Annotated in this window: 16 protein-coding genes; 12 read left to right on the top strand and 4 right to left on the bottom strand. The window is 66.1% G+C overall.

The window, feature by feature from the left end; translation table 11 throughout:
* The first annotated feature begins 14 nt into the window (after positions 1 to 14).
* From MY55_RS14495 to MY55_RS14455, 9 genes are all read left to right on the top strand, one after another.
* Positions 15 to 290, top strand: coding sequence for an antibiotic biosynthesis monooxygenase family protein (locus tag MY55_RS14495; RefSeq protein WP_052258367.1), 276 nt, complete (start codon positions 15 to 17; stop codon positions 288 to 290).
* Positions 287 to 1,024 (top strand): DNA repair protein RecO, encoded by a 738-nt coding sequence (gene recO, locus MY55_RS14490; protein WP_043580055.1) that lies wholly within the window; start codon positions 287 to 289, stop codon positions 1,022 to 1,024. Before MY55_RS14495 ends, recO begins: the two co-directional genes overlap by 4 nt.
* A 25-nt stretch (positions 1,025 to 1,049) precedes the next feature.
* Positions 1,050 to 1,772 (top strand): pyridoxine 5'-phosphate synthase, encoded by a 723-nt coding sequence (pdxJ, locus tag MY55_RS14485; RefSeq protein WP_043580056.1) that lies wholly within the window; start codon positions 1,050 to 1,052, stop codon positions 1,770 to 1,772.
* A complete protein-coding gene (locus MY55_RS14480; protein WP_043580057.1) occupies positions 1,772 to 2,335 on the top strand; it encodes a metal-dependent hydrolase in 564 nt (187 codons plus the stop codon). The genes pdxJ and MY55_RS14480 overlap by 1 nt, the downstream gene beginning before the upstream one ends.
* Entirely contained in the window at positions 2,332 to 2,709 is a 378-nt protein-coding gene (acpS, locus tag MY55_RS14475; RefSeq protein WP_065202590.1) for a holo-ACP synthase, read from the top strand. The genes MY55_RS14480 and acpS overlap by 4 nt, the downstream gene beginning before the upstream one ends.
* Before the next feature lie 106 nt (positions 2,710 to 2,815).
* A complete protein-coding gene (gene nagZ / locus MY55_RS14470) occupies positions 2,816 to 3,904 on the top strand; it encodes a beta-N-acetylhexosaminidase (RefSeq protein WP_065202589.1) in 1,089 nt (362 codons plus the stop codon).
* A gap of 1 nt (position 3,905) precedes the next feature.
* Positions 3,906 to 4,385, top strand: coding sequence for a hypothetical protein (locus tag MY55_RS14465; protein WP_043580063.1), 480 nt, complete (start codon positions 3,906 to 3,908; stop codon positions 4,383 to 4,385).
* 381 nt (positions 4,386 to 4,766) lie between these two features.
* Positions 4,767 to 5,534 carry a competence/damage-inducible protein A gene (locus MY55_RS14460; RefSeq protein WP_043580069.1) on the top strand — a complete coding sequence of 256 codons (768 nt, stop codon included), beginning with the start codon at positions 4,767 to 4,769 and terminating at the stop codon, positions 5,532 to 5,534.
* A 210-nt stretch (positions 5,535 to 5,744) separates the two neighbouring features.
* Positions 5,745 to 6,203 (top strand): GNAT family N-acetyltransferase, encoded by a 459-nt coding sequence (locus tag MY55_RS14455; protein ID WP_047244038.1) that lies wholly within the window; start codon positions 5,745 to 5,747, stop codon positions 6,201 to 6,203.
* 15 nt (positions 6,204 to 6,218) lie between these two features.
* Here MY55_RS14455 and MY55_RS14450 read toward each other — a convergent pair whose 3' ends face one another.
* From MY55_RS14450 to MY55_RS14435, 4 genes are read right to left on the bottom strand one after another with little or no spacing between them, the layout of a single operon-like run.
* Positions 6,219 to 6,644 carry a hypothetical protein gene (locus MY55_RS14450; protein WP_065202588.1) on the bottom strand — a complete coding sequence of 142 codons (426 nt, stop codon included), beginning with the start codon at positions 6,642 to 6,644 and terminating at the stop codon, positions 6,219 to 6,221.
* On the bottom strand, positions 6,641 to 7,252 hold the full coding sequence (locus MY55_RS14445) for a hypothetical protein (protein ID WP_065202587.1): 612 nt from the start codon (positions 7,250 to 7,252) through the stop codon (positions 6,641 to 6,643). The genes MY55_RS14450 and MY55_RS14445 overlap by 4 nt, the downstream gene beginning before the upstream one ends.
* Positions 7,249 to 9,507, bottom strand: a complete 2,259-nt coding sequence (locus MY55_RS14440; RefSeq protein ID WP_065202586.1) for an FAD-binding protein — start codon at positions 9,505 to 9,507, stop codon at positions 7,249 to 7,251. Before MY55_RS14440 ends, MY55_RS14445 begins: the two co-directional genes overlap by 4 nt.
* Positions 9,504 to 9,848 (bottom strand): DUF805 domain-containing protein, encoded by a 345-nt coding sequence (locus MY55_RS14435; RefSeq protein ID WP_047237022.1) that lies wholly within the window; start codon positions 9,846 to 9,848, stop codon positions 9,504 to 9,506. The genes MY55_RS14440 and MY55_RS14435 overlap by 4 nt, the downstream gene beginning before the upstream one ends.
* A 241-nt stretch (positions 9,849 to 10,089) precedes the next feature.
* On the opposite strand from MY55_RS14435, the gene MY55_RS14430 reads away from it, so the two are divergent.
* The 3 genes from MY55_RS14430 to MY55_RS14420 all read left to right on the top strand — a co-directional run bounded on the left by MY55_RS14430 (position 10,090) and on the right by MY55_RS14420 (position 13,255).
* Complete coding sequence (locus MY55_RS14430) at positions 10,090 to 10,932, top strand: carcinine hydrolase/isopenicillin-N N-acyltransferase family protein (protein ID WP_047258385.1); 843 nt, start codon at positions 10,090 to 10,092, stop codon at positions 10,930 to 10,932.
* 331 nt (positions 10,933 to 11,263) lie between these two features.
* Complete coding sequence (rsgA, locus tag MY55_RS14425) at positions 11,264 to 12,289, top strand: ribosome small subunit-dependent GTPase A (protein ID WP_043580076.1); 1,026 nt, start codon at positions 11,264 to 11,266, stop codon at positions 12,287 to 12,289.
* A gap of 99 nt (positions 12,290 to 12,388) precedes the next feature.
* Complete coding sequence (locus tag MY55_RS14420; protein ID WP_065202585.1) at positions 12,389 to 13,255, top strand: DUF817 domain-containing protein; 867 nt, start codon at positions 12,389 to 12,391, stop codon at positions 13,253 to 13,255.
* Positions 13,256 to 13,264 lie beyond the last annotated feature (9 nt).

Here is a 13,264-nt window from a genome sequence, read left to right as displayed (position 1 = left end):
CCGTGGCAGCTTCCATGACAACGCGGCCGCCGCAGGCCTGCTGGGCAGTCAGCCTGGCGGCGGAGGCGGCCCGCTCCGATCCGGCCCGCTGCGTGCTGCGGCTGGCGGCGGCGCAGCCGGGCTATCTGGGCGGCGAAGGCCGGGTCACGTATTGGGATTCGGTCGAGGCCATCGCGGCTTGGCGCGCCCGCGCCGAGCAATTGGCGCGGCAGGGCAGGGGCGCGGATGACGCGGCGCCGGAGCTGTCCTTCCTGGTGAGCCGGATCGATCCGCGGGAATCCAGCGCATGAGCCAGCCGGGCAGGGTGGACAAGCAGCCCGCTTACATTCTGCATACCCAGCCTTATCGCGAGACCAGCCTGCTGCTGGAAGTGCTGACTCGCGACCACGGCCGTTTCAGCCTGGTGGCGCGCGGCGCGCGGCGGCCGCGTTCCGACCTGCGCGGCGTGCTGTTGCCGTTCCAGCCGCTGACCCTGTCGTGGTTCGGCAAGGGAGAATTGCGCACGCTGCACGGCGCCGACTGGGACGGCGGGGTGCGGCCCTTGTCCGGCCTGCCGCTGGTCTGCGGCTTTTACCTGAATGAATTGATGATGAAGCTCACGGCGCGGGACGACCCCGAGCCGCGGGCTTTTTCCGTTTACGACGCCGCGGTGCGCGACCTGGCCGCGCGGCCGTCGCTGTCGCCGGTATTGCGCCGCTATGAGTTGCGGCTGAGCCAGGTGCTGGGCTACGCGCCGTCGCTGAAGCGCGACAGCCGCGGCGACGAGATAGACGCCGAGCGCCACTACCTGTGCCGCAACGCGGCCATGCCGGAGCTGGACGAGCAGCCGCATCTGGAGTTGGCCGGCAAGGCGGCGCGGCTGTCCGGCGCGGCGCTGCTGGCGATAGACGCCGACGACTATTCCGAACACGCCACCCGCCGCCAGGCGCGGCAGCTCAGCCGGGTCTGGCTGGACGCCCTGCTGGGCGACGAACCGCTGGCGGCGCGCGAATTATTGCAGGCCATCCAGTCCCTGTCGGACTGATGGCGTCAAGACAAGGGAGAAGCAAATGATATTGTTGGGCGTAAACATCGATCACGTCGCCACCCTGCGCCAGGCGCGCGGCACCCGCTACCCTAGTCCGGTGGAGGCCGCGCTGGTGGCCGAATCCAGCGGCGCCGACCTGATCACGCTGCATCTGCGCGAAGACCGCCGCCATATCCAGGACGCCGACGTGAAGGCGATGCGTCCGGTGCTGAAAACCCGGATGAACCTGGAAATGGCGATGACGGCGGAAATGCTGGCGCATGCGCTGGAAGTGGCGCCGGAAGACGTCTGCCTGGTGCCGGAAAAGCGCGAGGAGGTCACCACCGAAGGCGGCCTGGACGTGCGGGGCCACTTCGACGACGTCAAGCATTACACCGGCAAGCTGGCCGAAGCCGGCATCCGCGTCTCCATCTTCATCGACCCGGACCGCGCGCAGATCCAGAAGGCCCACGACGCCGGCGCGCGCGTGATCGAGCTGCACACCGGCGCCTACGCCGACGCGCCGCACGCCAAGGAACGCGAGGCCGAGCTGGCCCGCATCCGCGAGGCCGCCGCGTTCGGCGCGAGCCTCGGCATGGTGGTCAACGCCGGCCACGGCCTCAACTACCACAACGTCAAGCCCATCGCCGCCATCCCGCAGATCGCGGAACTGAACATCGGCCACGCCATCGTCGCCCACGCGCTGTTCGTCGGTTTCCCGCAGGCGGTGCGCGAGATGAAGGCGCTGATGGACAGCGCCCGCTGATGCCAACCGTCTTCACCCACGCGTTGGCCGGCGCCACGCTGGCCGGCCTGGCCAGCCGCAAGCCGGTCTCCACGCCGGGCATGCTGCCCTGGCTGGCGCTGTGCGGCGCGGCCGCCATGCTGCCGGACCTGGACGTGGTGACTTTCAAGCTGGGCATTCCCTACGAGAGTCCGTGGGGGCACCGCGGCTTTTCCCATTCGCTGGCGGCCGCGGCCTTGATCGCCGGCGTGCTGACCTGGCTGTGCCGCCCGCTCTGGCGGCGGATGGGGCTGAGCGCGGCGGCTGCGGCCACGCTGCTATTCCTGGCGGCGGCTTCGCACGCGGCGTTGGACATGATTTGCGACGCCAGCTTCGGTCCGGCCTTGTTCATGCCTTGGTCCGGCCACCGCTACCTGAGCGACTGGCGCTTGATCGAAGGCTCGCCGCTAGGCCTGAAACGCTGGTTCAGCGCCAAGGGCTGGCGCGTGGTGTATACCGAATTCGCCTACGTCTGGCTGCCGTGCCTGGCGCTGTGGACGGCGCGTTGGCTGTGGCTGCGCCGCGGTAGCGAGGCGCGGGCATGATTTACGGCATCGGCACCGATCTGGTGGAGATCGCCAGGATGGAGGCGTGGTGCCAGCGCTGGGGCGCCAAGGCGGGACGGAGGCTGTTGACGGCGGCGGAACAGGTTGAATTCGCCGCGCATGCCGAACCGGCGCGGTTCCTCTCCAAGCGTTTCGCCGCCAAGGAGGCCTTCGCCAAGGCGCTGGGCACCGGTGTGGTGGCGCCGGCACTGCTGACGGCGATAGGCGTCGGCCATGACGCGCTGGGCAAACCCTTGTTGATTTTGTCGGACGAGCTGGCGGCCTTCGCCGCGTCGCGCGGCGTCGCGCGCATGCATCTGTCCATCAGCGACGAACGCGGCCACGCGCTGGCCTTCGTCGTGCTGGAATCGTAGGGCGGGGGCCGCCGGCACGCGGCAGCCGCGGGAACGGATGGCCCGCCGCCCTTGTCTTTGCAATATCCGTGGCGGCGATGCCTGCCCCTATGGTCGAGGATGAACCATGACCCAAACGACTTTGAATCTGCCGCGCGGCCCGGTGATGGTGGACGTCGCCGGCTTCGCGCTGACCGAACAGGAACGCGCCCGGCTGTCCCATCCGCTGGTGGGGGGGTTGATCCTGTTCCGCCGGAATTTCCAGAACATCGAACAGCTGCGCGCGCTGACCACCGAGATCCGCGCCTTGCGCAGCCCGCACCTGTTGATCGCCGTCGACCACGAAGGCGGCCGCGTGCAGCGCTTCCTGGACGGCTTCACCCGGCTGCCGCCGATGAATGTGCTGGGCGAAGCCTGGGATGAAGACCGCGAACAGGCGCTGAAGCAGGCGGAAACCGTCGGCTACGTGCTGGCGGCCGAGCTGTCCGCCTGCGGCATCGATCTGTCTTTCACCCCGGTGCTGGACCTGAACTGGGAGCGCTGCGCGGTGATCGGCAACCGTTCCTTCCACCGCGATCCGCAAGCGGTGGCGGCGCTGGCCGAGGCGCTGCAGCAGGGGCTGGGCCGCGGCGGCATGATGAGCTGCGGCAAGCACTATCCCGGCCACGGCTATGTGGAAGGCGACAGCCACCACCTGATGCCGCGGGACGAGCGCAGCCTGGCCGAGATCGAACGCGACGACCTGGTGCCGTTCGCCCGCCTGGCTGATGCCGGCATGGGCGCGGTGATGCCGGCCCACGTGCTGTATCCGGCGGTGGATGGCCAACCGGCGGGCTTCTCCAAAGTGTGGCTGAGCGACATCCTGCGCGACAAGATAGGCTTTGACGGCGTGATCTTCTCCGACGCGCTGGACATGGCCGGCGCGGCCGGCGCGGGGACTTACGTGCAGCGCGCCGACGCGGCGCTGGCCGCCGGCTGCGACATGGTGCTGGTCTGCAATCAGCCAGAAGAGGCGGATACGATGCTGGCCGCCCTGGTTCCGCCGCCGCAGCCCAAGTTGGCGGAGCGGCTGGAGCGGATGGCGGCCAAGAGCGGCGCCGAAGATTGGCGGCGCGTGATCGCCACGACGGATTTCGCCGCCGCGCAGGCGGTGGTCAAGCAACTGGCGATGCCGAAGGACGCGTTGGCCGGTCCGCAAGTGGGCGAGGCGCACTGAAATGCTGCCGGCCAGCCTGGATGAACTGGACGCCATCCGCGACGAATGCCGGGCGCTGGTGAACGGGCGGGCGGCGCTATCGGCTGGTGCCTCGGCTTTGCCCGCGCCTGGGATGGATGTCGCCGCCGACGTGGCCATCCTGCTGCGGCTGATTCCGGCGATCAATCAGCGCTTCGGCGTGGCGCCGGCGCAGATCGCCGGCTACGACGCGGCGCGCAAGCAGCTGCTGTATCAGCTGATCCGCCGCGCCGGCAGCGCGCTGTTGGGCCTGGAAGTCAGCCGCGCGTTGCTGACCGCCATGGTTCGCCGCATCAGCGGGCGCTGGGCCGGCAAGCAGGCGTTGAAGCTGGTGCCGGTGCTGGGCTGGGCGGCCAATGCGGCGATAGGCTTCGCCGCGATGAAATACATCGGCAACAGCCATATCGACGATTGCTACGCCGTGTGCCGGCGCATGCTGGAAGAGGGCGGCGTTAAACCGTGAATAGCCGCTATTCTGAATGGGAAAAATGATTGGAAACAAGCCTTGGCTCAGCTCTTCGCCGCCACAGTGAATCAGCAGACGCTGGGAGAAGCGTCGGAGTCATGATTTCCGTTAGCAAGGCGGATCGGGCATCTCACGAGGAATGTCTCTCGGCATTTGATCAAGCTGCGCCAGCGAGTGAAACTGACGCTGATTTTGTGATCTCATGGATGAATACGAGCGGGTGCCTGGTTGGTTCCGCTCAGGAAACCAAGGATGGATTGCAGTAGTTCTGCAGCATTGATATCCGTGACTTCCGGAAAACGACCGGGAGTACTGAGCCACGCATCAACAATCACGGCGAGTTAACTCGCTCTGGTTGTGCCAAACAGGAGTAAAAGCATGCAAGTCGGCGCGCTGATTATCGGCGACGAGCTATTGTCCGGCAAACGCCAGGACAAGCATATGCAGGCCTTGATCCGCATCCTGGCCGCGCGCGGCATCAAGCTGGCCTGGGCGGAATATCTGGGCGACGATCCCGCCCGCATCGAAGCCGCCTTGCGCCGCGCTTTCGCCAGCGGCGACCTGGTGTTCAGCTTCGGCGGCATCGGCGCCACGCCGGACGACCATACCCGCGTCTGTGCCGCCCGCGCGCTGGGCCTGCCGCTGGAGCCGCACCCGGAAGCCAAGGCGCTGATCGAGGCGCGCTTCGGCGCCGACGCCTATCCGCACCGCATCCAGATGGGTCATTTCCCTCAAGGCGCGGCCATCATTCCCAACCCGGTCAACCAGATCGCCGGCTTTTCCCACGGCAGCGTCCATTTTGTGCCGGGCTTCCCCAGCATGGCCTGGCCGATGGCGGAGTGGGTGCTGGACACGCACTGCCGCCACTTGTTCAACGACCAGCCCGACATCGAAAAATCCTGCATCGCGATCCAGGCCCGCGAGGGCGATCTGATCGGCCTGATGCAGGAATTCAGCGCCCGCTATCCGGCGTTGAAACTGTCCAGCCTGCCCAGTTTCGGCAATGAGGCGATCCCAGAGATGCATATCGAGTTCGGCTTCGCCGGCCAGCCGGCACTGGTGGAAATCGCCATCGGCGAGTGGGTGAAAGCGATCCAGGCGCGGGGCTACGAAGTGCGCGCCAAAGATCCGGGCGCGGAGAGCTAACGCGGGAAAAAATCATTTCGAATGTGGGCGCAGGCATGCTGGCGGCCTCTGGCCTAAAACAGCCGCGGGAACTGGAAACGGATCTCGCGGCTTGTTTTTGCGACTGGCGGGGTCGATATTCGCCGCGGTTCGGGTATGTTATGGCGAACCTTCTTCAACGTGGCCGGGTCCGACCCCAGCATTCATCGTTCTTTCAAAGAGAAAAAATACATGAGTCCCATCCTTTATCGCGCCGCGCGTCCGGACGACGTGCCGGCCTGCGTCGTCATCCGCGGCCAGACCCGCGAAAACGCCATTTCGGAAGCCAGGCTGAACGAACTGGGCATCACGCGCGCGAGCTGGGCGCAAAGCGTGCGCGTCGGCGAGCTGCCCAGCGTGGTGGCCGAGGCTGGCGGCCGCATCATCGGCTACTGCTTTGGCGACGCGGCAAGCGGCGAAGTGGTGGTGCTGGCCCTGCTGCCCGATTACGAAGGCATGGGCGCGGGCAGGACGCTGCTGTCGCAGGTGATGGCCAGCCTGCGCGAGGCTGGCCACCAGCGGCTGTTCCTTGGCTGCAGCAGCGATCCGGCGGTGCGCTCCCACGGTTTTTACCGCCGCCTGGGCTGGACCGCCACCGGACGAGTCGACAAATACGGCGACGAGATGCTGGAGTACGCATTCCCGTCCTGACGCCTGGCCCTGGCCTCAATAATCGTACACATGCTCCAGGTCGACTCCGGCTTGCGCGGCGCTCAGGCGCAGCAGGCCGGCCAATTGTCCTACCGGCACGGCGACCAGCGCGCGCTTGCGGCCCGGCTGGGTCAATATCGGCTGCTCCAGCAATAGCCGCCCGTCGCCAGGCGCGCGCCAGGCGTCAGGCGCCAGCAGGCTGATCAGGATTTCGCCGCGGTTGCCGGCGATTTCCTGGAAGTCCGCGCCGTTTCGCGCTAGCCACAGGCTATAGTCTTGGAAGGCTTGATAGCGAGGCAGCAGGGCGGGCGTGAGGCCATCTTGAGCGGCTTGCGGGATATAGTTGCGGCGATCGGCTGAGGCCGGCGGCGCGTGGCGCAGGACGACGGCGGTTTGAGGTTTGGCCTCATCGTAAACCGTGCGGGTCGCCAACTTGATCAACTGGCCGTAATCCCTTTGGCCAGCAGCTCGCTGCTCAGCAGGTAACGCCGCTCCCAGCGGCGGAGCGGATGGTTTCCGTCCAGCGGCAGGGAACCTTGCCACAATTGGCGCAGCCGGGAAAAGAAATCGAACTGGTACCAGGGGTCAACGCGGATGAAGTCGACGTAGTCGCGGGCATAGCGCGCGGCGAAGCGCTCTTCGGGCAGCATCGGGCCGGTTCCGCGGCTGGCTTCCGCCAGCCGGCCCACGGTTTGTTCGTAAAGCCCCTTGATGCCGTATTCGATGGTGGTGCTGGCGCCGATGACCATCACCATCAGATGGTAGCCGCCGTTGAACGGATAGCGTTCCGTTTCGCGGGTCATGGCGGCATAGCCTTGCCAGAACTGGCCGATGTGGGCGAATAAGGGAAAGCCGCTGGGAGGCGCGCCGCTTTGCAGGTAGCCGGCATATTCGGCCGGGCTGTGCACCAGATACCATTCGGGAAAGGTGAGGTAGGTCTGCTCCGGCGGGCGGCGATATTCCGCCGGGGCGGCGGCGCTTCCTGCGGTGGGCAGGGCAAGGACGAGCGTCAACGCGGCGCGCGCCAGCCAGCGGCGCGGCGGCCTCACGATGCGCTCCTTGCCGCGGCGTCCGCCGCCGGGAGGCGGACAAAGCACAGCAGGGTATTGGCCGTCGGGTCGTTGGCTTGCAGCAGCCGCTGGCCGCTGTCCTCGAAGCCCGCTGTCCGCAGGCAGCGCGACCAGTGCGCGACCGGCGCGAAATACCGCAGCTCGCGTTGGTTGGTTTCCCAGCTTTCGCCCAGGCTGGCGTTGAAAACCGTGTGCGCCAGCGAAACCAGCGCCCGCATGCTGTCGTCGCAGACATCATGGTCGCGCACGATGAACAGCCCGTCGGGGCGCAACGCGCGCGCGGCAGAGGCCAGAAAGGCCGTCAGGGTGTCCGGCGTCATGTGATGCAAGCCGACATAGCAGACCAGCAGGTCCAGACTGGCGTCGGGGATGGCGTTTGGGCAGATGGGCGCGTAGTCGTTCAGCGGCAGGTGCCGGGGCAGGCGCTTGAATTGGCCGCGTTCCAGGATGTCGGCCGGCGAGAAGGTTTGCGCATGCTCATCGATGAAGAAGCGCGGTCCGCGGATGTCCAGCGCCGCGGCCAAGCCCCGGTAATAACGCCCTTTGGAGCCGATTTCGGCGTAGCCGTCGAAGCGGCGCCGGCCATTCAGCAAGGCCAGGGTCTGCCGGGTCATTTCCCGCTTTTGCCGCAACAGCGACGGCACGGCATAGCGCAGATCGGCCAGCGCGGGGCGAATGCCGGCGAAGCGTTGCTGGAGGTAGCGGTAAACGCTTTCTTCATCGCCGCAATGCCGGCAGGCCTCGCGGATCAGCTGGTGCAGTCTGTCCTCCGGGGCGATGCGGAACACCGTTTGCAGGAAGCGGTAGAACGCGTCGGAAAGGCCGACATCGTCAAACACCTGATGGAATTCGGACGCCGGGGCGGGAAGGGGCGCGGCTTGTCCGCGCGCGAGCCAGGCTTGGTAGTACTTGTCCCATAAGGCATTGGTGAAGCGGAAGTCCGGATCCAGGCGCTTTTTCAGCTCGAACAACTGCTCGGCACGCGGATAGGCGCGGTGGAATTGCGCGTGGGTGGCATGCGGCTGGTAGGGCAGATAGTACTTGCCGCCGACCGCGGTCACGGCGTCGATCAGCTCGCGGGTCCAGACGGCGACCCGGCTCCTGGCGTTTTCCCGCGTGCGCTGCTTGTAATACAGCACGAAGGCGAACGTCTCCACCGGCGCCCAGCCCAGCAATGTGTCAGGGTCCGGCATCGCATGCCGGATGGAGATGTTCAGCGCATTGACCCGATGGCGGCGCAAAATCTCCCCCATGCGCGCCACGAAAGCCTCAAGCTGCGCGACGGGCACGAAATACTCCTGCAGCACATAGGTGCGGTGCTGGCGGGATGGCGGCTCCAGCTCGGCCACATCGTAGCCGGCCTCGAAATTCCGCCAATGCACTTTTTTCCGCCAGTACAACAGTGGGTCCAGCAGCTTTTCGCGCCTTTCCTTGCCGAAGGGCGTTTCCGAGATGGCCCATAGCACGTACTGGTGCAGCGGGTAGGACTTCTTCAGCGGGGACAGCCGGTCGGGCGTGGTCGCCGGCTCGTCGGTTTCCATCCAGCTGGTCGCCCGAACCGTGCCGTAGCGCGGCGCGTAGAGGTCGGCATTGTGAAAGACGGCTTGAGGATTGTCGCGCACCGCATTCTTGAAATAAGTCCAGTAGTCGGCCAGCGGCATCACTTTGTGCTGGCGCTTCACCCGCTTGTTCGCGGTCAGGCTGAGCTCGATTTCCACGATCACGCCCAGGGCGCCATAGCTGCCTATGGCGCCGAAGAACAGCTCCGCGTTCTCGTCGCGGCTGGCGCGTACCGTTTCGCCGTCGCGCAGCACGATCAGCAGCGAGAGCACGGAGAGCACCAGCGGCCCCAGACCCACGTAACGGCCATGGCAGTTGACGCTGACCGAGCCGCCCACGGTGAAGTTGGCGTAGGTTTGCATGGTCTTGACCGCCAGATCATGCGGGTCGATGAAGCGCTGGATGTCGCACCAGCGGACGCCGGCCTGCACCCGTATCGTCTGCTCGTGCGGCGAGAACGACAGGATGCGGTTCAGCGAGCGCATGTCGAAGTGCAGGCTGCCCGGGCTGGCGCTTTGCCCGCCCATGCTGTAGCGGCCGCCGCCGATGGAAACCGGACCATTGGTGCGGCGCAGCGCCTGCTGCACGTCCGCGACGGACTCCGGGGCGATGATGGCCATGACGCGCACGGGATTCAGGCGCGTCACGTCGTTGACGATGTGGTGATGGCTCATGAGGCTTGAACGGTGGTGTAGTCTTCGCGCAATCCCGGGGCCGAACCGTAGCGGTTGGCGATGGCGCGCCCGGGACGCAGGCAGGTTGCGATCAGGATGATGGGGCCGAACAGGGGCAGCGCGGCCAACAGCAAGCGCCAGCCGGAGCGGTCCAGATCGTGCAGCCTTCTTGTCCAGGCGCTGATCAGGAATAACAGCAGCAGCGCCGAGGCCAGCGTACCGGCGGAGCAGGCCAGGCTATCCGCCTGGCGGGCCAGCCACAAGGCCGGCGGCAGAACGATGGCGTGCCGCCATAGAAAACCGGTGCGGTTTATGCGGCCGGCGGGAAGGAATTCGTTCAATAATCGTCGCATTGGAGCAATTGGGCTTTGGCCGCGCAGTTTCGGGCGGATGGGCCATCGCGTAAGTAAGCGCATGGCGCGTCGCAGGTTGAAGGAAGCCGAGCAGTCAGTCTGACATACACTTATGCTAACGCAATGGGGATTGTCGTCGTTGGGTAGAATTTGTATTGTTTATGTTGGCCATAAATGCCCGTTTGCGCCTGCGACAGGCCACGGGGGGCCTTGGGAGCGGAGCATGCGGATGGCGCGGTTGGCGTTGGTCTTGTGGATGGCGTGGCTTGGCGGGCCGGCTGCAGCCTGCACCCTGTGGGGAGCGGCGGGCGCGGCCAGCGCGGATGGGACGCTGCTGGCCAAGAACCGCGACTGGCGGCCGGACCATGTCCAGTCGCTGCGGCTGCATCATCCGGCGCATGGCCATGCCTACCTGGGCTTGTACGCCGATACGGGCAGCGAGCCGGGAATCAAGGCCGGGGTCAACGAGAAGGGGCTGGCGGTGGTCGGGGCCGAGGCCAGCAGCCTGCCGCGGGCGTTGCGGCAGGATAGCTCGCGCCATGGCGTTCTGACGCGGCTGCTGCGCGATTACGGCTCGCTGGACGAAGTGGCCGCCGCCGCCGATCAGCTGTTCTCCCAGGTTCGGCCGGTGTTCCTGTTGCTGGCCGACGCCGGCGGCCTGATGCAGGTGGAAATCGGCCAGCATGGCCGTTACCGCGTCACCCGGCAGCAAAACGGCACCCTGGCGCACACCAATCATTATTTCGACACGTCCTTGCTGGACGGGGAACAGAAGATCGGTCCCAGCAGCCAGGCGCGGTTGGCGCGCGTTCGACTATTGCTGGATCAGAATCCGGCGCACACGCTGGCTGAATTCGAACAGCTGAGCCGGGACCGCCATGACGGCCCGGACAACAGTCTGTGGCGCGCTGGCCGCGAACACACGCTGGCCGGATGGCAGCTGGCGTTGCCGGCGGCGGGCGCGCCCAGGCTGCACCTGGTGCTGGCTAATCCCGGCGAGCCGGAGCGCGAGCGGGACTATGCGCTGGATGCGGCATTCTGGTCGCAGCCGGCGCGCACGCTGCTGCCGTAGCCGGATGGCGAGGGTTGGCTTGCGAATGGCATGCCTCATTGGCATAATGCGCTTTCCCATCCGACAGCGTGAAGGAGATTCCAATGAGCCGCGATATTCAATTTCAAGGGCATGCCGGCTGAACCGTCGCCCCGGTCGTTTCATTTTTCGATAGTTTCTCTGTTTTAAGCGGCGCCGCTCGGCGGCCGTTCCCCGGCATTTCCCTAAACATCGACCCCGCGCGATGACTCTGCCTGTCCATCAGGCGCGATTCCCTATCCATTTTCGAATGCTTGACTGAGCCGCGGGCTGCGCATGCGGCATCGGCGGGAGAGCGTTCACTGGAGTTTTCATGCTGAATTTCGATTTTCCGCGTCTGGCCGCCATCGGCCTGACGCCGGCATTGCTGCAACAAGCGCTGGCCATGGCCGGCGATGACGACTGGCAACTGGTGCGCGTATGCCGGGTGCAGCGCGACTGCGCATGGGTGCACGATGGCGAAGAGGAACGGCAGGCGCATGCCTTGCCCGGCGTTCACGCCGAGTTGGCGGTGGGCGATTGGACGCTGTGCCAGCCGCGGGAGCATGAGCCCTGGCGCTTGCTTGAGCGCCTTGAACCGTTCAACCAGCTGGTCCGCGTCAACGACGAAGGCGCGCGCCAGGCCTACGCCAGCAATGTCGATACCGCCTTGCTGGTGATGGGGCTGGACGGCGATTACAACCCGCGTCGGCTGGAGCGCTACCTGGGGCTGGCCGCGGCGGCGGGCGTGGCGCCGGTGGTGGTATTGAGCAAGGCGGACTTGTGCCCGGACGCCGAAGCCAGGCTGGCCGAGCTGGAGCAGCGGCTGCGGCCGTTGCCGCCCATCCTGTTGTTGAACGGCACCGATCCGGCCTGCCGCGACGCTTTGCGGCCGTGGCTGGGCATGGGCCAGACGCTGGTGCTGCTGGGCTCGTCCGGCGCCGGCAAGTCCACGCTCAGCAATACGCTATTGGGCGAGGAGACGCAGGCGGTGGGCGGCGTGAGGGCGGATGACAGCCGCGGCCGCCATACCACCACGGCGCGCACGCTGCTGAAATGCCCGGACGGCGCTTGCATCATCGACACGCCTGGCGTGCGCACCCTGCAAGCGCCGCCCGACGCCGGCGCTTTGGCCGGCAGCTTCGCGGATATCGAGGAATTGGCCGGCCGCTGCCAGTTCCGCGATTGCACTCACCGCGAGGAGCCAGGCTGCGCGGTGAGGGAGGGCGTAGCGGGAGACCGGCTGCGCAACTACCACAAGCTGAGGCGCGAGCTGGAGCGTCACGAGCAGACCGCGCTGCAGCGCCAGCAGCAGCGGCGGGAGTGGAAGGTGCGCAACAAGGCGGCGCGGCGGGGCTGAGGCGAGTATTGCAAACGCCGGAGGGAGTCTTGAAAATGGCCGTTTCTCTTTGAGACGGGTAGCTGGTTGGCCGCTGCCCCGGCGTGAAAGGCGGAGTGAATGCGGGTAGAAGCGGCGGGGCGGCGTCATTTGCGAGACTTGGACGCGTATTTGTTGTCGCGCGGCGGCGGCGGATTGGGTGGTTGGCGGCTGTCGGTCCGCGAGTTCTGGTTTTTCGGACTGAAGGAAATGCGGGCCTGCCTATTCGCCGGCCTGTTTTTCGCCGCGATATTCCTGACGCCGCGCGGCGGCTGGTTGGGCGTGCCGCGTTATGACCTGCTGTTGTTGATCGCGCTGGCGATCCAGGGGTGGATGTTGTGGACCGGACTGGAGAGCCTGGACGAACTGAAGGCGATCACCTTGTTCCATCTGCTGGGCTTCGCGCTGGAGGCGTTCAAGACCTCAAGCGGCATTCAGTCCTGGAGTTATCCGGATTTAGCCTACAGCAAGTTGTTCGGCGTGCCGCTGTTTTCCGGTTTCATGTACGCGGCGGTCGGCAGCTACATCATCCAGGCTTGGCGCTTGTTGAAATTGCGGGTGGAGCACCACCCCCCGTACTGGATGGCGGCGATGGTGGCGGCGCTGATCTACGCCAATTTCTTCTCCCACCACTATATCGGCGACTATCGCTGGTATATCGCCGCCTGCGCCTTGGGTTTATACGCGCGCGCCACCGTGATTTTCCAGCCGCTGGATCGGGAGCGCCGCATGCCGCTGCTGCTGGCTTTCGTGCTGATCGGCTTTTTCATCTGGCTGGCGGAAAACATCGGCACCTTCTACGGCGTGTGGCGTTACCCTCATCAGCTGGGCGCCTGGTCGATCGTCCACGTCGGCAAGTGGAGCGCTTGGTCGCTGCTGGTGATCATGAGCTTCACCATCATCGCCCATCTGCAGCATGTCCGGCGCCGCATCAACGTGCCGGCTTGACCCCGGATG

This window comes from Chromobacterium subtsugae, assembly GCF_001676875.1.
GTDB lineage: Bacteria > Pseudomonadota > Gammaproteobacteria > Burkholderiales > Chromobacteriaceae > Chromobacterium > Chromobacterium subtsugae.
This window is presented reverse-complemented; position numbering and strand designations above follow the sequence as displayed.